Here is a 21219-nt window from a genome sequence, read left to right as displayed (position 1 = left end):
TCCTGATGCGCCTGGTGGACCTGCTGCCCGAACCAGGCCTGCGCACCCAGCGGTGGCTGGCTGCCGCGGTCGTCTTCACCCAGGGATTCATCTCGGTCACCGGTGCGATCGTTCGGGTCACCGCGTCCGGCTTGGGTTGCCCGACGTGGCCGCAGTGCTTCCCGGGCAGCTACGTCCCGGTGGCCGTCTCGGAGGTGCCGCGGATTCATCAGGCCATCGAGTTCGGCAACCGGATGGTCACCTTCGCCGTGGTGATCACCGCGGCGCTGGCGGTACTGGCCGTGATCCGGGCCCGGCGGCGCACCGAGGTCCTGGTGTACGCCTGGCTGATGCCCGGCTCCACCGTGGCCCAGGCGGTGATCGGCGGCATCACGGTACGCACCGGGCTGGCCTGGTGGACCGTGGCCGTGCACCTGCTGGTCTCCATGCTGATGGTGTGGCTGGCGGTGCAGTTCTACGTCAAAGTCGGCCAGACCGACGACCAGTCGGCGGTGGTGAGCTACCGGGTCCCGGCACCGTTGCGGGGGTTGACCGCACTGTGCGCGGTCACGCTGGCGGCAGTGCTGGTGACCGGCACCCTGGTGACCGCCGCCGGCCCGCACGCCGGCGACAAGAGCGCGGCCCGCACGGTGGCTCGCCTGAAGGTGGAGGTCGCCACGCTCGCCCATCTGCACGAGTCGTTGCTGATCGGATTCCTGGGGCTGCTGGTGGGCCTGGCCTTCGGGCTGGCCGCGGTGCAGGCGGCCAGGCCGGTGACGCGCCGGCTGGCGGTGGTGACCGCCCTGACCCTGGCCCAGGGACTGATCGGTGTGGTCCAGTACTTCACCGGGGTGCCCGCCGTGCTGGTCACCCTGCATGTGGCCGGTGCGGTGCTGGTCACCGGGGCGACCGCCGCGCTATGGGCGTCGCTGCGCCAGCGGACCCAGCCCGAGTCGCTCTAGAGCGGCCCCGACTTCGACGGCGAAGCGGCGCTGCGCCCGGTGTCGTTCATCGGCGTCGAGTTCGCTGAAACCGAATTGCGGCGCGATCAGATCCAGGCCGACCAGACGGGCATCCGCGGCGGTTCCGGCTACGTCCACGCGGGCGTAGAGCAGCTCTTCGATCCGGATGCTCAAGCGCTCGGCGGCCGAGCGCAGGGCGGCACGTCCGACATCCCACAGTTCGAAGTCCGGGTCGGATCCCGCGGCGCCGAACGCATGCGATCGGCCGGCGCCGAAGAACACCAGCGCGCTCAGCTCACCCGGAGGCTGCCCCGTCAGCGTCGGCACCCCATCGCACTGCAGGTCGGCCAGGTAGCGCTTATCGGCGTTCCAGGCCACCGCCTCCGGCGGGTTCAGCAGGTGGGTCACCCGTCTGGTCCAGTCCAGAAACTCCGCACGCCGTGCACCCCCGGCGGTCCGCAGGATCACCAGATCCGCCGCCAGCGTCTCCGGCTCATCCCAGGGCAGTCGGCGAGCGTGTAGCCCGCGGTGACGCAACGCCGCGATCAGGCCGGCGTCGTCCTCGGCGCCGTGGGCCGTCTCGACTTCCTCGGGGTGACCGCGCACCGGATCGACCGCCAGCACAATGCGCGGATGGAAGATGTCGGGCCGGGCCAGCTTCATGCAGACCTCATGGTCGGAGATGATAGTCACCATGCACGCCGTGGAAGTGGCCGCGACCGGTGGCCCAGAGGTTTTGACCCTGGTCGACAGACCACAGCCCTCCCCTGCCTCCGGTGAGGTGTTGATCCGGGTCGAGACGGTCGGGGTCAACTACATCGACACGTATTTCCGCTCCGGGATCTATCCCGCCCAACTGCCGTTCGTGGTGGGCAATGAGGCCGCGGGCACGGTCGCCGAGGTCGGTGCGGGAGTGACCGCCCTGGCGGTGGGCGATCGTGTGGTGACGGCGGCGGCCACCGGGGCCTACGCGCAATACTGCACGGCGCCGGCGTCTTTGACCGCGCCCATTCCGGACGGCATTGAGTCCGACGTGGCCGCGGCCGCACTGCTCAAGGGCCTGACGGCGCACTACCTGATCAAGTCGGTGTACCCCGTGCAGCCCGACGACACCGTGTTGTTGCATGCCGGCGCCGGCGGGGTGGGGCTGATCCTGACCCAGTGGGCCACCGCACTCGGCGCCCGGGTGATCACCACGGTCTCGAGTCCGTCCAAAGCGGAGTTGTCGCGGCAGGCGGGCGCCGTGGAGGTGCTCGACTATCCCGGCCCGGACCCGCAGGACGCCGCGGCATTCGGCGCTGCGATCCGGGAGCTGGTCGACGGCGGGGTGGTCGCGGTGTACGACGGGGTGGGCGCGGCGACATTCGACGCCAGCCTGGCCAGCCTCGCTGTCCGGGGCACCTTGGCGCTGTTCGGCGCGGCGAGCGGTCCGGTGCCTCCGGTCGACCCGCAGCGGCTCAATGCCGCGGGCTCGGTCTACCTGACCCGCCCCAACCTGGCTCACTTCACCCGTACCGCACCGGAATTCGCGTGGCGCGCAGGCGAACTGTTCGAGGCGATCGGCAATGGCACGATCACGGTGACGGTCAGTAAGCATTATCCGCTGGCGGACGCGGCCCAGGCCCACCGCGATCTGCAGGGCCGCCACACCGTCGGTTCGATCGTGCTCGACGCCTAGCTTCTGCGGTCGGCCTCGCCGGCGTTCCAGGTCTCGGGCAGCAACGGCTTCCGCGGACCACCGGCGAATTCTGCCGCCGCCATCCGGGTCAGCCCCAGCGGCCGGGACTGTTCGGTGCGGGCCACCCCGGCGCGGCCCAGGTCGCCGGCGCCGTGCTCCGATGCCGGTGTCGGCCCCCAGTCCGGGGTGACGCCGACCGTCAGATCCATCACCGCATCCTCGTGACCCGGTCGGGTCTTGCGCCGGCGCTGCCGTTGGGACCGCAGCGCCGCCTGGGCCGCGGCAGCCGAGGCGGCAGACGGGGTGGGCGCCTTGCGCTGGGCGGAGGCCGGTGCGCCGACGTGCGCACCCACACCCGAGCCGGTGTCGATGCCCGGCCCGCCGCCTACCAGGTAGGGCATCAGCGCACTGGCGGGCACGGGCGCCGGTGGCGCCGGCGCCGGGGCCGGGGCGCCGGCACCGGCCGGGGCGGAGGCCGGCGGCCCGGCGGGCGGAGGGGCCGGCGGCGCCACCACCGACGAGCCCACCGCGGCCCCGGGCACGTTGACCACCAACGCCGGTGTCGCCGGCACCGTGGCCGCGGCAGTCACGGGCACCGGCGCAGCCAACCCGGCGAGGCCGGCCAGGCCGCCGCCGGGAGCCACCACGGCGCCCGCCGCGGCGACCATCGCCGCCGGCTGGCTGACCGCCTGCAGCAACTGGGCGATATGGGTGGGCCAGTCGAAGATCGCCAGCGCCACGAAGTACTGCAGCGCCGGAATGATCTGAGTCGGGTCCTGGGTGACCATCAGGAAGTCCTGGTACAGCTCCAGACCCCGCGCGAGATACCAGATCGGTTTGGTGGCATCGACGTAGAGCTCATAGTTGAGTCCGTTGAGTGCTCCGGCGGACGGGTCCCAATTGATCCCGACGGTCCGCAGGAAGTCCGCGATAGCGGTCGTCAGGGCATTGGGGATGGTGTCGATCCTTGGGCGGCCGGATTCGATTCCGAGGCTCTTCAGCAGGGGCTCAAGGAAATCGACCAGCTGCTGCAGGGGGTGCTCGGTGATCGGCTGCGGCGTCCACCACGAGGAGTCCACGGCCGCCTTCTGGATCGGAGCCGCCGCGGTGACGCTGGGGGCCGCTGCAGCCGCGGCTTCGCAGGCCACCTGATAGGCCGCCATGGTGGCGGCGGCCTGCACCCACATCCGCAGGTAGTCGGCCTCGTTGAGCGCGATCGGAATGGTGTTGATACCGAAGAAGTTTGTGGCCACCAACACCGCGTGGGTGGTGTGATTGGCGGCCAGCTCCGGCAACGTCGGCATCGCTGCCAACGCGGCGGTATAGTCCGCCGCCACCTGTTCGTGTACCAGGGCCATCCGGGCGCTGTCCGCCCCAGCCCGCTGCAACCACTCCAGATACGGCAGGTGCGCCGCCTGGTACTGCTCGGCCGCGACTCCGTCCCACAACCCGGACGCGACCGACGCCAGCAGTGCGGTCAGATCCGCGGCGGTCTGCTCGTAGGCCTCGCTCAACGAGGACCAGGCGCCGGCGGCCCCGAGCAGCGGTCCGGGGCCGGGGCCGGCACTGAGCAGCGCCGCATGCACCTCGGGCGGCGACGCCATCCACACCGGGCCGAACACGAGAATTCACTCTAGCGAATCTATGGTTTCGGGTAGCCGAACTCCCCTACTTCGTATCCGGCCAGTTTCCCGGCAGCAGCGGCAGGCGCGGTTCGTCGTCGAAGGCACCACCGGTAGACCGCGTCAGCCCCACAGCGGAGGCACCGTCATGCGCCGTCGTCCCGGTGAATCCGGGTGCTCCGCGCGATGACGCGATCACGGCCGGCTCAGCGCAGTGCGGCGTCACCGTGATGTTCAGGTCCATGACAGCGTCGTCCGGCCGTCGCCGTCCGGCACGCCGGCGACGCCGGGACCGCTGCAGGTCTCCGGCCGCGGGCGCCGTAGCGGCAGCCGCCGCGCCGTGGGGCTCACCGGCCTTGCGTGACGTACCGGCACGGGCGGGCATGCCCGAGCCGGTACCGATTCCGGGCGGACCAACCAGGTACGGGGGAAAGAACGGCGCCCCGGGCGACGCCGCAGCAGCCGGGGCCGGCACGGATGCACCGCCAGCCCCTGCACCAGCGGGGATTGATGCCGGCGCCGGTGCCGGCGGTGGTGGTGGCGCTGCGGGAGTCGCCGCGGACCCGAGCGCCGGGAGAAGATCGGGCACCGGAGCCAAGGGCATCGGAGCAGAGCCCGGTGCAGGCAGCGCGGCCAATCCCGCGAACCCCGCCGCGCCGCCGGCCACGCCCAGGGGCGCGACGGCAGGGACGGCCAGCGCAGCGAACAGGGCCGGGTTCTGCGCCACGAACTGCGACACCTCAAGGATGTGCGTCGGAAAGTCGAACAGCTGCCAACTGATGAACCACGCGATGGCCTGCCCCGGATTCTGATTCAGCAGCTGGCCGAAGTATTGGAAGTCCTCCAGCAGTTCCAGCGCCCGCGCCACCCAGAAGCTCAGCTGGGCCGGGTTGGAGTAGTAGTCGTAGTCGAACCCGTTCAGCGTGCCCGCGGCGGGATCCCAGCGGTAGCCGACGCTCTGCAGCAGGTGCGCGATGGCTTGGTCGAAAGACGTGTTGATCGTCGGGTCATGCGCCAACTGGCTGTCTCCGATACCCAGTTTCTCCAGTGCGTCCACCAACCACTGCGGCAACCCGAGCGGGTTGTCGTCGTCCGTGGGATCCGCGGTGTGCGATCTCACGATCTCCGGCGCGCAGAGCGGCTGGGGCGCGGCGGCCACCGCCCCACCGCTGATGGCCTGATAGGTCGACATGGTCGTTGCGGCCTGCACCCACATCCGCACGTAGTCGGCCTCGTTGAGCGCGATCGGAATGGTGTTGACACCGAAGAAGTTCGTCGCCGTCAGCACACCGTGGGCGGTGTGATTGGCGGCCAACTCCGCCAGGGTCGGCATGGCGGCCACCGCGCTGACATAGGCAGCGGCGGCCGTCTCATGTCGGGCCGCCGCTGCCGCACTGTCCGCGGCGGCTCGGTTCAGCCAGGCGACATAGGGCGCGTGAGCGGCCAGGTAGGACTCGGCGCTCGGTCCGTGCCAGGCGCCGGCCTGAACCACACCCAGAATCTCGACGAGCTGGTCGGCGGCTTCGGCGTAGTGGGCGCCCAGCGCCGACCACGCCTCCGCGGCAGCCAGCAGCGGACCGGACCCTACGCCTGCGCTCAATAGGGCCGAGTGCACCTCGGGAGGAGACGCCATCCAGATCGGCAGCCCGGAGGTCACCGGCCACCGCCACGTCGACAAATGAATATGATTTTCATTCTCAAAGATCGAACCGCGGGTGCGAGCGTCCGCACCAGGCTCTGCGCCCACGCGTTCCCTGCGTTGCTGCTGTGTCGCTGTTGGCCCGGCTGGCACCATCGTTCACATGCCGACCCCGCAGTTCATCGTGGATCTCCGGACCCATATCGGCCACGCACCGCTGTGGCTGATCGGCGTGACGGCGGTGGTCATTCGCAACGACGAGGTGTTACTCGTCGAACGCGCCGACAACGGCATCTGGGCGCCGGTGACCGGGATCGTGGATCCCGGCGAAGAGCCCGCGGACACCGCGGTGCGCGAGGTCGCCGAGGAGACCGGTGTCACGGCGGCACCCGTGCGGCTGGCCTGGGTGCACGTCACGCCGCCGATCACCCATGTCAACGGTGACCGGGCGCAGTACCTCGACCACGTCTTCGTGATGCGCTGGGTGGCGGGCGAGCCCTACCCCGCCGACGAGGAGAGCACCGACGCGCGCTGGTACCCGCGCGAAGCGCTGCCCGACATGCCGGAGCGGATGCGGCGGCGGATCGATGCCGCGCTCGACGAGGGCCGGGACACCCGGTTCGAATGGAGCGGCGCCGGCTAGAACAGGGTGGGCAGCCCGATGGCCGAGTCCACTGCGAGTGCGCAGAAGACCAGCGCCAAGTAGTTGTTCGACTGCAGGAACAGGCGCAGCGGTTTGATCGGCTCACCGCGACGCACACCGGCGTACAGCTGGTGGGCCATGGCCAGGAACCAGGCGCCGGCCAGGACCGCGACCGAGGCGTACAGCCAGCCCGCGGCGGGCACCAGCGCCAGCGTCGCCAGCACCGTCGCCCAGGTGTAAACCACGATCCGGTGGGTGACCACACGCTCGCTGGCGACCACCGGCAGCATGGGCACCCCGGCCGCCGCGTAGTCCTCCTTGTAGCGCATGGCCAGCGCCCAGGTGTGCGGCGGCGTCCAGAAGAAGATCACCAGGAACATCACCAGTGCCGGCCAGCCGATGGTGCCGGTGACCGCCGACCAGCCGATCACCACCGGCATGCAACCGGCCGCGCCGCCCCACACCACGTTCTGCGAGGTACGCCGCTTGAGCATCATCGAGTAGACCAGCACGTAAAACGCGATGGTGGCCACGGCCAGCAGGCCCGAGATCAAGTTCGTGGTACGCCACAGCCACACGAATGAGCCGGCGCCGAGCGCCAGGCTGAACACCAGAGCATTGCGGGTCGGCACCGCCTCGCGGGCCAGCGGTCGCAACGCAGTGCGCTTCATCACCTTGTCGATGTCGGCGTCGACCACGCAGTTCAGTGCATTGGCGCTGGCGGCGGCCAGCATCCCGCCGATAAGCGTGTTGAAGATCAGCAGCGGATTCACCGTGCCGCGGTCTGCCAGCAGCATCGCCGGAATGGTCGTGACCAGCAACAATTCGATGATTCGGGGCTTGGTCAGCGACAGGTAGGCCAACAACGTGCTGCGCACAGCGCGTATTCGGCGCGGCTCAGCGCGCTCGCGAATACTCACGTGATGACTCCTAGGATGGCAGCTGCGAAGCCAGCTTCTACTACCGACGATGGTAGACCGCTTGGCCAGGTCGTCCGAATCGCAGGGTCAATTCACGGTGAATCCACACGGCGACGCCGACCTGCAACGCTGCGCTCGCCCGCACTAGGGTGAGAGTTGCAACTCGGCCTGTTGTGAAGACCTATCCCGAAGATGAGGACCTGAAGTTCGTGACCACCGCCGCAGAGATCTCCGCTCTTACCGCCCCGCACCACCCCGCAGATTGGGCCGAGATCGACTCTGTCGCAGTCGACACCGCCCGGGTGCTTGCCGCTGACGCGGTGCAGAAGGTCGGCAACGGCCATCCGGGCACCGCGATGAGCCTGGCACCGCTGGCCTACACGCTGTTCCAGCGGGTGATGCGCCACGACCCGTCCGACACCGCATGGCTGGGCCGCGACCGGTTTGTGCTGTCCTGCGGACACTCCAGCCTGACGCTGTACATCCAGCTCTACCTGGGAGGTTTCGGGCTGGAACTGGCCGACATCGAGGCGCTGCGCACCTGGGGCTCCAAGACCCCGGGCCACCCGGAGTTCCGCCACACCAAGGGCGTGGAGATCACCACCGGCCCGCTCGGTCAGGGCCTGGCCTCCGCGGTCGGCATGGCGATGGCCGCACGCTACGAGCGCGGGTTGTTCGACCCGGAAGCCGCCCCCGGCGAGAGCCCGTTCGACCACTTCATCTACGTGATCGCCTCGGACGGCGACATCCAGGAGGGCGTCACCAGTGAGGCGTCCTCGCTGGCCGGCGTCCAGCAGCTGGGCAACCTCATCGTGTTCTACGACCACAACAAGATCTCCATCGAAGACGACACCGCGATCGCCTTCTGCGAGGACACCGCGGCCCGCTACCGGGCCTACGGCTGGCACGTCCAAGAGGTCGAGGGCGGCGAGAACGTGACCGGCATCGAGGAGGCCATCGCCAACGCGAAGGCCGTCACCGACAAGCCGTCGTTCATCTCGCTGCGCACCATCATCGGCTACCCCTCGCCGGGCAAGATGAACACCGGCGCCATCCACGGTTCGGCACTGGGCAGCGACGAGGTGGCCGCCACCAAGTCCGCACTCGGGTTCGACCCGGACAAGACATTCGACGTCCGCGAAGACGTGATCACCCACACCCGCGGGCTGGTGGCACGCGGCAAGCAGGCACACGCCGACTGGCAGGAGCAGTTCGAGGCGTGGGCGGCCCGTGAGCCGGAGCGCAAGGCGCTGCTGGACCGGCTGCTCGCCGGTGAACTCCCCGACGGCTGGGACTCCGAGCTGCCCTACTGGGAGCCGGGCTCCAAGGCGGTTGCCACCCGCGCCGCGTCCGGCAAGGTACTCAACGCGGTGGGCGCCAAGCTTCCCGAATTGTGGGGCGGCTCAGCCGATCTGGCGGGCAGCAACAACACCACCATGGACGGCGTCAAGTCGTTCGGACCGGCTTCGATCTCCACCGGCGAGTACACCGCCGACCCCTACGGCCGCACCCTGCATTTCGGCATCCGCGAGCACGCGATGGGCTCGATCCTGTCCGGCATCGTGCTGCACGGGCCCACCCGCGCCTACGGCGGCACCTTTCTGCAGTTCTCCGACTACATGCGGCCCGCGGTGCGGTTGGCGGCGCTGATGGACATCGACCCGATCTACGTGTGGACGCATGACTCGATCGGCCTCGGTGAAGACGGTCCGACGCACCAGCCGATCGAGCACCTGGCTGCGCTGCGTGCCATCCCCCGGCTGTCGGTGGTGCGACCGGCCGACGCCAACGAGACGGCCTACGCCTGGCGCACCATCCTGGCCCGCGGCGCCAGCAGTGGCCCGGTCGGGCTGATCCTGACCCGGCAGAATGTGCCGATCATCGAGGGCACCGACGCCGACGGCGTGGCACGCGGAGGCTACGTGCTGGGCGGTCTGGAATCCGCAGGTGCCCAGGACCCCGATGTGCTGTTGATCGCCACCGGCTCAGAGGTGCAACTCGCGGTCGAGGCGCAGCAGCTGTTGGCGGCCCAGGACATCCGCGCCCGCGTGGTGTCGATGACCTGCCTGGAGTGGTTCGAATCCCAGCCGGCCGACTACCGCGACGCCGTGCTTCCGCCGTCGGTGTCGGCCCGGGTGGCCGTGGAGGCGGGTATCGCGCAGTGCTGGCACAAGATCGTCGGCGACACCGGCGAGATCGTGTCGATCGAGCACTACGGCGAATCCGCGGATTACCAAACGCTGTTCCGCGAGTTCGGTCTGACCGCGGAGGCCGTCGCCGCCGCGGCGCTGAGAACCCTGGATAACTGACGGCATTCGAAGCCGATTGAGAAGGAGCGCAACATGACTCAGAACCCGAAGTTTGCCGCTCTCAGCGCCGCAGGCGTCTCAGTGTGGCTCGATGATCTGTCCCGCGACCGGCTCACGTCGGGCAACCTGGCCGAGCTCGTCGCCACCCGCAGCGTGGTCGGGGTGACCACAAACCCGACCATCTTCCAGAAGGCGCTGGAGAAGGGGCATGCCTACGACGCGCAGCTGGCCGAGCTGGCGGCTCGCGACGCCGACGTGGACGCGGTGATCCGCACCGTGACCACCGACGACGTGCGCAACGCCTGCGATGTGCTGGCTGCGGCGTGGGAGGCCACCGACGGCGTGGACGGACGGGTGTCGATCGAGGTCGATCCGCGGCTGGCCCACGACACCGATAAGACCGTGGCCCAAGCCGTGGAACTGTGGAAGATCGTCGACCGGCCGAACCTTTTCATCAAGATTCCGGCCACCAAGGCCGGCCTGCCGGCCATCAGCGCGGTACTGGCCGAAGGGATTTCGGTCAACGTCACGCTGATCTTCTCCGTCGAACGGCATCGCGAGGTGATGGACGCCTACCTGGCCGGTCTCGAAGCGGCCAAGGCAGCCGGGCACGACCTGTCCAAGATCCACTCGGTGGCGTCGTTCTTCGTGTCCCGGGTGGACACCGAGATCGACGCCCGGTTGGAGAAGATCGGCTCGGCGCAGGCCCTGGCCCTGCGCGGCAAGGCCGGTCTGGCCAACGCCCGACTGGCCTACGCCGCCTACGAGGAAGTGTTCGCCGGCGAGCGCTTTGCCGCGCTGGCGGCCGAGGGCGCCCGGGTGCAGCGACCGTTGTGGGCGTCGACCGGGGTCAAGAACCCGGACTACCCCGACACCCTCTACGTCACCGAGCTGGTCGCGGCCCATACCGTCAACACGATGCCCGAGGCGACGCTGGACGCGGTCGCCGACCATGGCGAGATCACCGGTGACACCATCGCCGGCACCGCGTCGGCATCACAAGAGGTGTTCGACCAACTCGCAGCGGTGGGCATCGACCTGACCGACGTGTTCCTGGTGCTGGAGAAGGAGGGCGTCGAGAAGTTCGAAGCGTCCTGGGGCGAGCTGTTGGACGCCACGGCAGCTCAGCTGCAAGAGACCAAGTGATCTGATGGCCGGCGCCGGGGCAGCGCGAAACACCCCGCCGGGGTGGCACAACCCGCTGCGCGACAAGCGAGACAAACGCCTGCCCCGCATCGCCGGCCCATGCGGCGTGGTGATCTTCGGGGTCACCGGTGACCTGGCCAGGCGCAAACTGATGCCGGCCATCTACGACCTCGCCAACCGCGGGTTGCTGCCGGCCACCTTCGCGCTGGTCGGCTTCGCCCGCCGGGACTGGGCCGACGAAGACTTCGCCGACGTGGTCTACCAGGCCGTCAAACAGCATGCCCGGACCCCGTTCCGGCAGGTGGTGTGGGATCGGCTGGCGTCCGGATTCCGGTTCGTCACGGGCACATTCGATGACGACGAGGCCTTCGCCCGGCTGGCACAGACCCTGGAGCAGCTCGACGCCGAGCGCGGCACCGGCGGCAATCACGCCTTCTACCTGTCGATTCCGCCCGGGGCCTTTCCGGTGGTCTGCGAGAAGCTGCACTCGACCGGGCTGGCGCGGCCGCGCGACGGCCGGTGGAGCCGGGTGGTGATCGAGAAGCCGTTCGGTCACGACCTGGCCAGCGCCGTCGAACTCAACAGCGTGGTCAACAGCGTGTTCCCCGAGGAATCGGTGTTCCGGATCGACCACTACCTGGGCAAGGAGACGGTCCAGAACATTTTGGCGCTGCGCTTCGCCAACCAGCTGTTCGACCCGATCTGGAACGCCCACTACGTCGACCACGTCCAGATCACCATGGCCGAAGACATCGGCTTGGGCGGGCGCGCCGGCTATTACGACGGCATCGGTGCGGCGCGCGACGTGATCCAGAACCACCTGCTGCAGTTGCTGGCGCTGACGGCGATGGAGGAGCCGGTCAGCTTCTCCCCCGCCGAACTGCAGGCCGAGAAGATCAAGGTGCTCTCCGCCACCCGCTTGGCGCAGCCCCTGGATGAGACCACCTCTCGCGGCCAGTACGCCGCCGGGTGGCAGGGCGGCGAGCACGTCGTGGGCCTGCTCGACGAGGAGGGGTTCGCCCACGATTCGCGGACCGAGACCTTTGCGGCGATCACCCTGGAGGTCGACACCCGGCGCTGGGCCGGCGTGCCGTTCTATCTGCGTACCGGCAAACGCCTGGGCCGGCGGGTCACCGAGATCGCGCTGGTGTTCAAGCGGGCACCGCACCTGCCGTTCGACGACACCATGACCGACGAGTTGGGCAAGAACGCACTCGTGATCAGGGTGCAGCCCGACGAGGGGATCACCCTGCGGTTCGGGTCCAAGGTGCCCGGCCACTTGATGGAGGTCCGCGACGTCAATATGGACTTCTCCTATGGATCGACGTTCTCCGAGGATTCACCGGAGGCCTACGAGCGTCTGATCCTGGACGTGCTGTTGGGCGAGCCGTCGCTGTTCCCGGTCAATGCCGAGGTCGAATTGTCTTGGCAGATACTCGATCCGGTGCTGGAGAACTGGGCCCAACACGGCAAGCCCGAGCCGTATGTGGCCGGCAGTTGGGGGCCGCAGTCGGCGTTCGACATGCTCACGCGCTCCGGCCGGGAATGGCGGCGGCCATGATCATCCAGCTGGACAACACCACCACCACCGCGATCAACAAGAAGCTCAACGCGATTCGCGAGCAGGTCGGGGCCGCCACGACCGGCCGGGTGCTGACCCTGATCATCGCCCTGGAATCCGATGCGCTGCTCGATGAGTCCATCGAGGCGGCCTACATCGCCAGCCAAGAACACCCCAGCCGGGTGATCGCGGTGATCAGCGGGGGCAATGCCGGTGACTCCCGCCTGGACGCCGAGATACGGATGTTCGGCGACGCCGGCGCCAGCGAGGTGGTGGTGCTGCGACTGTACGGGCCGCTGGCCGATCACGCCGACGCGGTCGTCGTGCCGTTCCTGCTGCCCGACATCCCGGTCGTCGCGTGGTGGCCCGATGTCGCGCCCGCAACACCGGCGACCGACCCGCTGGGGGCCCTGGCGTTGCGGCGGATCACCGACGCCACCAATGCCCCCGACCCCCGGGCGGCGATCAACAGCCGCCGGGACGGCTACACCGCCGGTGACACCGACCTGTCGTGGAGTCGCATCACCTACTGGCGGGCGCTGCTCGCCTCGGCGCTGGATCAACCGCCGTTCGAGCCGATCCGCTCGGCGACGGTCTCTGGGCTGGCGACCGAACCGGCCCTGGACATCCTGGCCGGCTGGCTGGCCAGTCGCATCGACGGTCCGGTGCGGCGCGCTGTCGGCGAACTGAAGGTCGAGCTGACCCGCGACAGCGAGACCGTGTCGCTGAGCCGCCCGCAGGACGGGGTCACCGCCACCTTGAGCCGCACCGGGAGGCCCGCGGGCCTGGTGCCGCTGCCCCGGCGGGTCACCGCGGAGTGCCTGGCCGAGGATCTGCGCCGGCTGGATCCGGACGTCATCTACGGCGCCGCACTGACGGGCCTGGAAGAAGTGGAGTATCTGTGATCGTTGCGACCTACCCCGATGCCGCCGCGCTGGTCGCCGCGGCCGGTGACCGGCTGGCCGACGCCATCGAAGCGGCCATCGCCGCCCGGGGCCGGGCCTTGGTCGTGCTGACCGGGGGCGGTAACGGCATCGCGTTGCTGCATCGCCTCGGCGAGCACGCCGCGCGGATCGACTGGACACGCGTGCATCTGTTCTTCGGCGACGACCGCTTCGTTCCGGCGGCCGACGGCGACCGCAACGACAAGCAGGCTCGCGAAGCGTTGTTGGGCCGCATCGACATTCCCGCCGCCAACGTGCATGCCATGCCGGCCAGCGACGGTGACTACGGCGACGACCTCGACGCCGCCGCGCAGGCCTACCAGGAGGTACTGGCGGCCAACGCCGAACCGGGCCAGCCCGCGCCGGACTTCGACGTGCACCTGCTGGGCATGGGCGCCGAAGGCCACATCAACTCGCTGTTTCCCGACACCGCGGCCGTCCGCGAAGACACCCGGCTGGTGGTCGGCGTACCCGACTCGCCCAAGCCCCCGCCGCGGCGAATCACCCTGACGCTGCCCGCGATCCGACGCTCCCGCGAGGTGTGGCTGGTGGTGGCCGGGGAGTCCAAAGCCGAGGCGGTGGCCGCCGCGGTCGGTGGCGCCGACCCGGTCGCGGTGCCCGCCGCCGGGGCGACGGGGCGCGAGCAGACGGTGTGGCTGCTCGACGAAGCGGCAGCCTCGCTGCTGCCCGCCACGTCATAATGAGCGCTATGGCAGACAGAAGCTCAGGCTCCGGCACGGAACGTAAGCGACTCAAGACCCTGGCTCAGGCGGCCCTGAACGCCGACGTGACGGTCGGACAGCTCGAGGATGTTCTGGACGGTCTGGGCGGCACCATGAACGAGCTCAACAGTTCACTGTCCAACCTCAACGCGACCATCGAGCGCCTCGGCAGCGGCCTGGACCATCTTGAGGAGACCATGTCCAGCCTGGATGACCTGGCCAGCCGCCTGGCCACCCTGATCGAACCGGTGGAGGCCATCGTCAGCCGGATCGACTACCTGGTCGAAGTCGGTGAGACCGCCATGGCTCCGCTGACCGCGACCGAGAACGTGGTGCGCGGGGTGCTCAACGCCATGCGTAATCGCGTGGCGCGCTGACGCGCGCTCCCTCCCGCCGCGAGATCGGATTCACGCAGGGAAAGTGCGAGTAGCGACCTGCGTCAGCGGGATCTCGCGGGCGACCGGGGCCGGCCGGGTACGGCAGGTGGCCGACTGGCCGGGATCAGGCGTACTTGATGAGCAGGCCGACGGCGACGATCGAGATCAACCAGATGGCGATGACGAAATAGGTCAGCCGGTCCAGGTTCTTCTCGACCACGGTCGAGCCGGACAGGCTGGACTGCACCCCGCCACCGAACAGAGTCGACAGGCCGCCACCCTTGGCGCGGTGCAGCAGCACCAGCAGAATCACCAGCAGGCTGGTGATCACCAAGAGAATCTGCAGCGTCAAAATCATGCCGCTACCCTACCGTTCACCATGGCGCGTCACGGCAACGGCCCACCGGCGGCCAGCGCCGCCAGCACGGCGAACTGCTCACCGTCGAGCGAGGCTCCGCCGACCAGGCCGCCGTCCACATCGGGCTGGCCGATGAGTTCGCCGATGTTCTTGGCGTTGACCGAACCGCCGTAGAGCACCCGCACGGTGTCGGCGATCTTGGGCGAGGCGAGCTTGCCCAACTCGGCCCGCACAGCCGCGCAGACCTCCTGGGCGTCGGCCGCCCCGGCCACCCGGCCGGTGCCGATGGCCCACACCGGCTCGTAGGCGATGACGCTGGCACCGATCTGCTCGGCACTCAGCCCGGCCAGCGATCCGCGCAACTGCTCCAGGCAGTACTCGACGTGGTTGCCGGCCTCCCGGATCTCCAGGTGCTCGCCGATGCAGATGATCGGAGTCAGGCCGTGCCTGAGCGCGGCGGCGGCCTTCGCGGCCACCAGCGCGTCGTCCTCGCCGTGGTAGCTGCGACGTTCGGAGTGCCCGACCACGACGAAGGTGCAGCCCAGCTTGGCCAGGAACGCGCCGCTGATCTCGCCGGTGTAGGCGCCCGCGTCGTGCTGCGAGAGGTCCTGGGCGCCGAAGGTCAGCCGAAGCTTGTCGCCGTCGACCAGGGTCTGCACGCTGCGCAGGTCGGTGAACGGTGGCAGCACCGTGACGTCCACTTTGTCGAAGTACTTGTCCGGCAGCGCGAAGGCCACTTTCTGCACCAGTGCGATGGCCTCAAAGTGGTTGAGGTTCATCTTCCAGTTGCCGGCGATCAGCGGCTTACGACTCATGACGCTCCTCCGGTTTCCAGAACCTGCAGGCCGGGCAGTGCTTTGCCCTCAAGGTATTCCAGGGACGCCCCACCACCGGTGGAGATGTGCGAGAAGCCGTCCTCCGGCAGGCCCAGCGCCCGTACCGCCGCGGCGGAGTCGCCCCCGCCGACGACGCTGAAGGCGCCCTTGGTCGTGGCCGCGGCGATCGCTTCGGCCACTCCCCGGGTGCCGGCTTCAAACGCCGGGAACTCGAACACGCCCATCGGCCCGTTCCAGAAGATGGTCTTGGCGTTGGACAGCAGGGCGGCGAACCGCTCCACCGAACCCGGACCGACGTCCAGCCCCATCTTGCCGTCCGGAATCGCGTCCGCAGCGACGATCTCGCCGGTGGCGGCTGCGTCGAACTTGTCGGCGACGACGATGTCCACCGGCAACCGCAGCACATCGGCATAGTCATCCAGCAGCTGCCGGCAGGTGTCGACCATGTCGGCCTCCAGCAGCGACGTCCCGACCTGCAGCCCCTGAGCGGCCAGGAAGGTGAAGCACATGCCGCCGCCGATCACGATGGAATCGGCCTTGGTGGCCAGCGACTTGATCACGCCCAGCTTGTCGGAGACCTTCGACCCGCCCAGCACCACGGCGTAGGGCCGCTCGGTGGATTCGGTCAGCTGCTGCAGCACCGCGATCTCGGCAGCGACCAGAGTCCCGGCGTACGCCGGGAGCAGCGTGGCGATGTCGTAGACGGAGGCCTGCTTGCGATGCACCACACCGAACCCGTCGGAGACGAACGCCCCCGGCGAACCATCCGGCGCGGCGACCAACTCGGCCAGTGACCGGGCCAGGGCCAGACGCTCGTTGTCGTCCTTGCTGGTCTCCCGTGCGTCGAACCGGATGTTCTCCAGCAGCAACACGTCACCGTCGGTCAGCCCTTCGGCGCGGGCCAGGGCGTCGGTGCCGACCACGTCACCGGCCAGCTGGACATGCCGGCCCAACTGCTCGCTGAGTGCGGCCGCGACCGGCGCCAGCGACAGTTTGGGGTCCGGCCCGCCCTTGGGCCGACCCAGGTGAGCAGTCACCACGACCTTGGCGCCGGCATCCACCAGCGCGCGCAGCGTGGGCACCGACGCGGTGATGCGCCCCGCGTCGGTGATGGCGCCGTGCTCGTCGAGGGGGACGTTCAGGTCGGAGCGCACCAACACGCCCCGACCCGAAACCCCTTCTGCAAGAAGGTCGTCGAGCGTCTTGTGTGCCACGGCGCTTACAGGGACTTGCCGACGAGGGCGATCAGGTCGACCAGGCGGTTGGAGTAGCCCCACTCGTTGTCGTACCAGGACACCACCTTGGCCTGGTTGTCGATGACCTTGGTCAGCCCGGCGTCGTACAGCGACGAGTGCGGGTCGGTGACGATGTCGCTCGAGACGATCGGTGCGTCGTAGTACTTCAGGATGCCCTTCATCGGGCCCTCGGCGGCGGCCTTCATGGCGGCGTTGATGTCGTCCACCGATGCCGACTTGCTCAACTCGGCGGTCAGGTCGGTGACCGAGCCGGTGGGGATCGGCACCCGCAGCGCGTAACCGTCCAGCTTGCCCTTCAGCTCGGGCAGCACCAGGCCGATCGCCTTGGCGGCGCCGGTACCGGTGGGCACGATGTTGATCGCGGCGGCGCGGGCGCGACGCAGGTCGCTGTGCGGGCCGTCCTGCAGGTTCTGGTCCTGGGTGTAGGCGTGGATGGTGGTCATCAGGCCCTTGACGATGCCGAACTCGTCGTTGAGCACCTTGGCCAGCGGGCCGAGGCAGTTCGTGGTGCACGAGGCGTTGGAGATGATGTTCTGGCTGCCGTCGTACTTGTCGTCGTTGACGCCCAGCACGATGGTGATGTCCTCATCGGTGGCCGGCGCGGAGATGATGACCTTCTTGGCGCCCGCGTCCAGGTGACCCTTGGCCTTGGCGGCGTTGGTGAAGATGCCGGTGGACTCGACGACGACATCGACGCCCAGGTCGCCCCACGGCAGGGCCGCCGGGCCTTCCTTGACCGCGAGGGCCTTGATCTTGGTGTTGCCGACGACGATGGTGTCGTCGCCTTCGAGGCTGACGTCGTGGGGCAGCCGGCCCAGGATGGAGTCGAACTTCAGCAGATGCGCCAGGCTGGCGTTGTCGGTCAGGTCGTTGACCGCGACGATCTCAATGTCGGTGTTGTTGCCCAGGGCCTTCTGTGCGTCCAATGCCCTGAAGAAGTTCCGCCCGATGCGGCCGAAGCCGTTCACGCCTACCCGGACCGTCACTGCGCTCTCCTTGTGTCTTTATGCCGACCGATGTTTCCGTGGTCAGCCTAGTGGGCGGCCCGCGGGCGCCGCTCACGTGGCTCAGCGGTGGCGGGCGCCGCCCTACACTACGCCGGTCAGTTGCGGAAGCAGATGCTCGAGTTGGCCGACCTCTTCGATGTTGTGGCGCACCCAGGCGCGGACCATCTCATCGGGAAAGCGCCGATGGGTGTAGCGGTTCAGCGGCGACAGCAGCGCCGAGCGGGCTCCGATGTCCATGACGCTGACGTAGTGCGCACCCTCCGCGCATGCCGACCAGGTGTGTTCCAGCTGGAGAACGGCAATTCCGGCGATGCGCTGGACCAGCCGTATCCCGGTTTCGTCGAGTTTCTCCACCCGATCGGTGACGTCGACGGTGAATGCCGGATTGCCGCCGAACCGTTCGACGATGCGGAAGTGGGCACCCTCGCCGGCTCCCCCACCGGGTGCCGGGCGAGCGAGCTCCCAGCGAATGTGATCGATCGGATGCCAGGCCAGATAGCGGTTGATCACCGTGCCGCCGTACTCGATGGTGTCGCCGATGTGCGTGAACCAGTCCAGCAGCATCGGCGGAGTCACCCCCGCCAAGGGCCGATGGTCGATCGTGATGCGGCGCCGGTGATGGGGTCCGGCGCTGTACCGCACCCTGGCCGTATCAACACTGCGTAGCGGAAACACCACTGGACGCGTCATGACCCACTCCCGTCAAGATACGGTATCGTTTCTTATCGCCGCAACGGTACCGTGCAGCAATGAAGGAACGCAAGCGTTTCTCAGCGCGGGACGGTTCGCGGTCTATTTCCGAAAGGGGCAACCCCATGGCCGAGCGTCGACACGGCGCCGCACTGGAGGCGGCGATCCAGACGGCCGTCCTCGCCCTGCTCGCCGAGCAGGGGCCGGGCGCGGTCACCATGGAGGCGGTTGCCGCCCGCGCCAAGACCAGCAAGCCCGTGCTGTACCGCCGCTGGCCGGATCGGCGCGCGCTGCTGCGCGACGTGCTGCTTCGCACGGCGGTGACGACGATTCCGCACGCGGACACCGGCAGCTACCGGACGGACATGCTGGCCGTGTTGCGGGGCTGGGTCGACCTTTTCACCGGCCCGCAGGCCACCGCCCTACCCGCAGTGGTCGCGGCGATGGCACACGACGCCGAACTCGCCGCGGCGTTTCGCGGCGGCGTCATCGAGTGGCGAAAGCAGGAGATGTCCATGCTGCTGTCCCGTGGGATTCAGCGCGGTGACGTGCGCGCCGACGTCTCGGTGGAGATCGCGCGGGAGCTCGCCCAGAGCGTGCTGTGGCATCGGCTTCTGATCTCCGGGGACCCCATCACCGATGAGCTGATCACCGAGCTTGTCGACGACGTGCTGGTCCCCTACGTGACGCCGCGCTGACGCCGAGCAGAAGCGCTAGCGGGCTGTGATCCGAACCGGCAGCTCGTCGCCGGGTTCGGGCCACGGCTGGCGGCTGAGCATGTCGGCCACCGCCACATACCCGGCTTCGATCAGCCCGGTTTTGGCGTCGACGATCCGGTAGGCCTGCTCCTTGCGGTGAATGGGCTGGCCTTCGAGCACGATCACCCGCAGGTCCCCCTCGGCGAACTTGCAGCGGCGCTGCACCGCGGCGAGCAGCTGCTCGTTGTGGAGGTGGCCTTCGCCGAAGTTCCATCCGATCAGTGGACCGGCGATGATCTCGCCGTCGCGGATGTTGTAGTCGGCCGGGGCGGCGGGCCCCAGCGCCCGGGGCACCAGGCCGTTGAGGGCCCGGCCCTGCAGGTGCATGGCGCGGAACGCCCCCGGCACTTTGTCGGCGACCAGGTCGGCGGTGGACTGGTCGTAGAACTTCGCCAGCTGGTTGATCACCAGCGCGGAGCTCTTGACCACCTTGGCCTCCACGATGTCTTCGGTGCCGGCCCGGAAGCACCAGAAGCTGGCCGCCCAGTTTCCGGCGTAGTAGCGCATGGCCGGGAGGAAGGAGATCTGGTGGGGGAACATGTTTCCGGCGACCGGGATCACGATCAGCCCGACGAACAGGATCGCGATCAGCAACGGCGACCGCAGGTCGTAGACGCTGATCTCGGGGTGCTGCCCGAACAGGAAGAACAGCGAGAAGAGTACGAACACGTTCCATTCCAACGGGACTCCCATCGGGAGGTTGGACAGGATGTTGAGGTGGAAGATCACCATGAACGCGATCAGGAACCACCGCCACGGGTGATCGCCGGCGACGAGCACCAGGAGCGCGGGCACGACGAATTCGGCGGTGGTGCCGCCGACGTGAGCCATCAGTTGCGGTATCCGGGTGGGCCGCAGGTCATTGACGTGGTCCCGGTACATCAGGTGCTTGAGGCCGGTGAAGATCTTCGCGCGCAGCAGGGCGTTGTTGCTCGTCATCACCGCGACCACGTAGGGAAAGTGGTGGTTGAGCTTGGAGGTGGCCGCACCCCACCACAGTCCGAGGATGATGAGTTTGAACGCGGCCATCTGGTCGACGTAGGGGAAGAAGAAGACCAGCAGCGTCAGGCCGTAGTGCTCGGCGCGCGCGGCCAGAAAGATCGTCTTGTCCCGCAGACCGAGCAGCACCAGTGCGACGGCCACCGGCGCCACCACCATCGGGTCCAGCAGACCCACCGGCGCGGGGTCGCCCTGCCCCGGTGACAGCAATGCCCAGACACCGCAGCCCAACACCGCGGCATACAGCGCGACGTCGACCACGGTGCGGGTGTCGCCGCGGGTCAATGGCACCTTGTCGGGCCAGGGCGGCAACCGGATTGTGTTGGGGCGCAACCAGTACAGGACGCCGCCGATGGGTGGCCAGAACCGGGCGGTCAGCGGGCCGGATCCGCAGCCCAGGCCCAGGATCTCGAACAGCAGGCTGAAGACGACGAGCTTCTGGTAGACGATCGGCTGCGTCCACCAGTCGGCGATGCGCCCGAGCTCGCCCAGGCCCGGGGTCAGCGCGATGACCGCCGCCGCGCCCGCGGCGTAGGCCGCGATCTTGAGCAGGTAGATCAGGTAGACCCCGGACGGGGTGCCGAAACCCTCTTCGGCCCAGTGCCTGCTGCAGACCTGGATCCGGGTCGGCCACGGGGTGTCGCGCCACGTTGTGGGGTCGGCGTCGGGAACCGACGGTTTGATGAACCCCATACCTGTCCTCACTCCCTGCCGTGTGCCCGTTCTGTTATAGCGGCACGTGCAGGCGCGCGAGGGTCATTCGGGTGGGTCGGGGTCGTGTTGGAGGAGTTCGTGGGGGTGGTGGGCGTGGTT

At 68.8% G+C, this 21219-nt stretch carries 20 protein-coding genes; 10 read left to right on the top strand and 10 right to left on the bottom strand.

The window, feature by feature from the left end; translation table 11 throughout:
• Positions 1-5: 5 nt before the first annotated feature.
• Entirely contained in the window at positions 6-941 is a 936-nt protein-coding gene (locus AWC18_RS01015; RefSeq protein WP_085137152.1) for a COX15/CtaA family protein, read from the top strand.
• On the opposite strand, the gene AWC18_RS01010 is transcribed toward AWC18_RS01015, so the two are convergent.
• Positions 897-1604, bottom strand: coding sequence for a DcsG N-terminal domain-containing protein (locus AWC18_RS01010; protein WP_085137114.1), 708 nt, complete (start codon positions 1602-1604; stop codon positions 897-899). The two genes, AWC18_RS01015 and AWC18_RS01010, sit on opposite strands and share 45 nt — an antisense overlap.
• A 31-nt stretch (positions 1605-1635) precedes the next feature.
• Here AWC18_RS01010 and AWC18_RS01005 point away from each other — a divergent pair, with 31 nt between their 5' ends.
• A complete protein-coding gene (locus AWC18_RS01005; protein ID WP_085137150.1) occupies positions 1636-2619 on the top strand; it encodes a quinone oxidoreductase family protein in 984 nt (327 codons plus the stop codon).
• On the opposite strand, the gene AWC18_RS01000 is transcribed toward AWC18_RS01005, so the two are convergent.
• Both AWC18_RS01000 and AWC18_RS00995 read right to left on the bottom strand, forming a co-directional pair.
• A complete protein-coding gene (locus tag AWC18_RS01000) occupies positions 2616-4223 on the bottom strand; it encodes a PPE domain-containing protein (protein WP_085137148.1) in 1608 nt (535 codons plus the stop codon). The genes AWC18_RS01005 and AWC18_RS01000 overlap by 4 nt on opposite strands.
• Before the next feature lie 64 nt (positions 4224-4287).
• On the bottom strand, positions 4288-5874 hold the full coding sequence (locus tag AWC18_RS00995; RefSeq protein ID WP_085137146.1) for a PPE family protein: 1587 nt from the start codon (positions 5872-5874) through the stop codon (positions 4288-4290).
• Between the two features lie 169 nt (positions 5875-6043).
• On the opposite strand from AWC18_RS00995, the gene AWC18_RS00990 reads away from it, so the two are divergent.
• On the top strand, positions 6044-6523 hold the full coding sequence (locus AWC18_RS00990) for an NUDIX hydrolase (RefSeq protein ID WP_085137112.1): 480 nt from the start codon (positions 6044-6046) through the stop codon (positions 6521-6523).
• On the opposite strand, the gene AWC18_RS00985 is transcribed toward AWC18_RS00990, so the two are convergent.
• Positions 6520-7443 carry a heme o synthase gene (locus AWC18_RS00985; protein ID WP_064997112.1) on the bottom strand — a complete coding sequence of 308 codons (924 nt, stop codon included), beginning with the start codon at positions 7441-7443 and terminating at the stop codon, positions 6520-6522. The genes AWC18_RS00990 and AWC18_RS00985 overlap by 4 nt on opposite strands.
• A 209-nt stretch (positions 7444-7652) precedes the next feature.
• Here AWC18_RS00985 and tkt point away from each other — a divergent pair, with 209 nt between their 5' ends.
• From tkt to AWC18_RS00955, 6 genes are read left to right on the top strand one after another with little or no spacing between them, the layout of a single operon-like run.
• Positions 7653-9752, top strand: coding sequence for a transketolase (gene tkt, locus AWC18_RS00980; protein ID WP_085137144.1), 2100 nt, complete (start codon positions 7653-7655; stop codon positions 9750-9752).
• A 33-nt stretch (positions 9753-9785) separates the two neighbouring features.
• Positions 9786-10898, top strand: a complete 1113-nt coding sequence (gene tal / locus AWC18_RS00975) for a transaldolase (protein WP_085137110.1) — start codon at positions 9786-9788, stop codon at positions 10896-10898.
• A gap of 4 nt (positions 10899-10902) precedes the next feature.
• Entirely contained in the window at positions 10903-12459 is a 1557-nt protein-coding gene (gene zwf, locus AWC18_RS00970; RefSeq protein ID WP_085137108.1) for a glucose-6-phosphate dehydrogenase, read from the top strand.
• Positions 12456-13364: a glucose-6-phosphate dehydrogenase assembly protein OpcA gene (opcA, locus tag AWC18_RS00965; protein WP_076050137.1), complete on the top strand. Its 909-nt coding sequence runs from the start codon at positions 12456-12458 to the stop codon at positions 13362-13364. Before zwf ends, opcA begins: the two co-directional genes overlap by 4 nt.
• On the top strand, positions 13361-14104 hold the full coding sequence (pgl, locus tag AWC18_RS00960) for a 6-phosphogluconolactonase (RefSeq protein ID WP_064997115.1): 744 nt from the start codon (positions 13361-13363) through the stop codon (positions 14102-14104). Before opcA ends, pgl begins: the two co-directional genes overlap by 4 nt.
• Positions 14104-14502, top strand: a complete 399-nt coding sequence (locus AWC18_RS00955) for an ATPase (protein WP_085137106.1) — start codon at positions 14104-14106, stop codon at positions 14500-14502. Before pgl ends, AWC18_RS00955 begins: the two co-directional genes overlap by 1 nt.
• A gap of 124 nt (positions 14503-14626) precedes the next feature.
• Here the strand turns inward: AWC18_RS00955 and secG are convergent, their stop codons facing one another.
• The 5 genes from secG to AWC18_RS00930 form a co-directional block, all read right to left on the bottom strand.
• On the bottom strand, positions 14627-14860 hold the full coding sequence (gene secG, locus AWC18_RS00950; RefSeq protein WP_064997117.1) for a preprotein translocase subunit SecG: 234 nt from the start codon (positions 14858-14860) through the stop codon (positions 14627-14629).
• A 29-nt stretch (positions 14861-14889) separates the two neighbouring features.
• On the bottom strand, positions 14890-15675 hold the full coding sequence (gene tpiA / locus AWC18_RS00945) for a triose-phosphate isomerase (protein ID WP_064997118.1): 786 nt from the start codon (positions 15673-15675) through the stop codon (positions 14890-14892).
• Positions 15672-16910, bottom strand: coding sequence for a phosphoglycerate kinase (locus AWC18_RS00940; RefSeq protein WP_085137104.1), 1239 nt, complete (start codon positions 16908-16910; stop codon positions 15672-15674). The genes tpiA and AWC18_RS00940 overlap by 4 nt, the downstream gene beginning before the upstream one ends.
• Positions 16911-16915: 5 nt before the next feature.
• Positions 16916-17938: a type I glyceraldehyde-3-phosphate dehydrogenase gene (gene gap, locus AWC18_RS00935; protein ID WP_064997120.1), complete on the bottom strand. Its 1023-nt coding sequence runs from the start codon at positions 17936-17938 to the stop codon at positions 16916-16918.
• A gap of 102 nt (positions 17939-18040) precedes the next feature.
• Positions 18041-18649 (bottom strand): hypothetical protein, encoded by a 609-nt coding sequence (locus AWC18_RS00930; protein WP_085137102.1) that lies wholly within the window; start codon positions 18647-18649, stop codon positions 18041-18043.
• Positions 18650-18774: 125 nt separating this feature from the next.
• Between AWC18_RS00930 and AWC18_RS00925 the strand changes: the two genes are divergently transcribed.
• Complete coding sequence (locus AWC18_RS00925) at positions 18775-19347, top strand: TetR/AcrR family transcriptional regulator (RefSeq protein WP_085137100.1); 573 nt, start codon at positions 18775-18777, stop codon at positions 19345-19347.
• Positions 19348-19362: 15 nt separating this feature from the next.
• Here AWC18_RS00925 and AWC18_RS00920 read toward each other — a convergent pair whose 3' ends face one another.
• The gene (locus tag AWC18_RS00920) at positions 19363-21099 is read right to left on the bottom strand and encodes a DUF3556 domain-containing protein (RefSeq protein ID WP_085137098.1); all 1737 of its coding nucleotides are present in this window, start codon (positions 21097-21099) and stop codon (positions 19363-19365) included.
• Between the last annotated feature and the right edge of the window lie 120 nt (positions 21100-21219).

This window comes from Mycolicibacter nonchromogenicus (assembly GCF_002101775.1).
Classification (GTDB): domain Bacteria; phylum Actinomycetota; class Actinomycetes; order Mycobacteriales; family Mycobacteriaceae; genus Mycobacterium; species Mycobacterium nonchromogenicum.
Note: the sequence above shows the minus strand (reverse complement) of the source record. Positions and strands in the feature narration are given on the sequence as shown.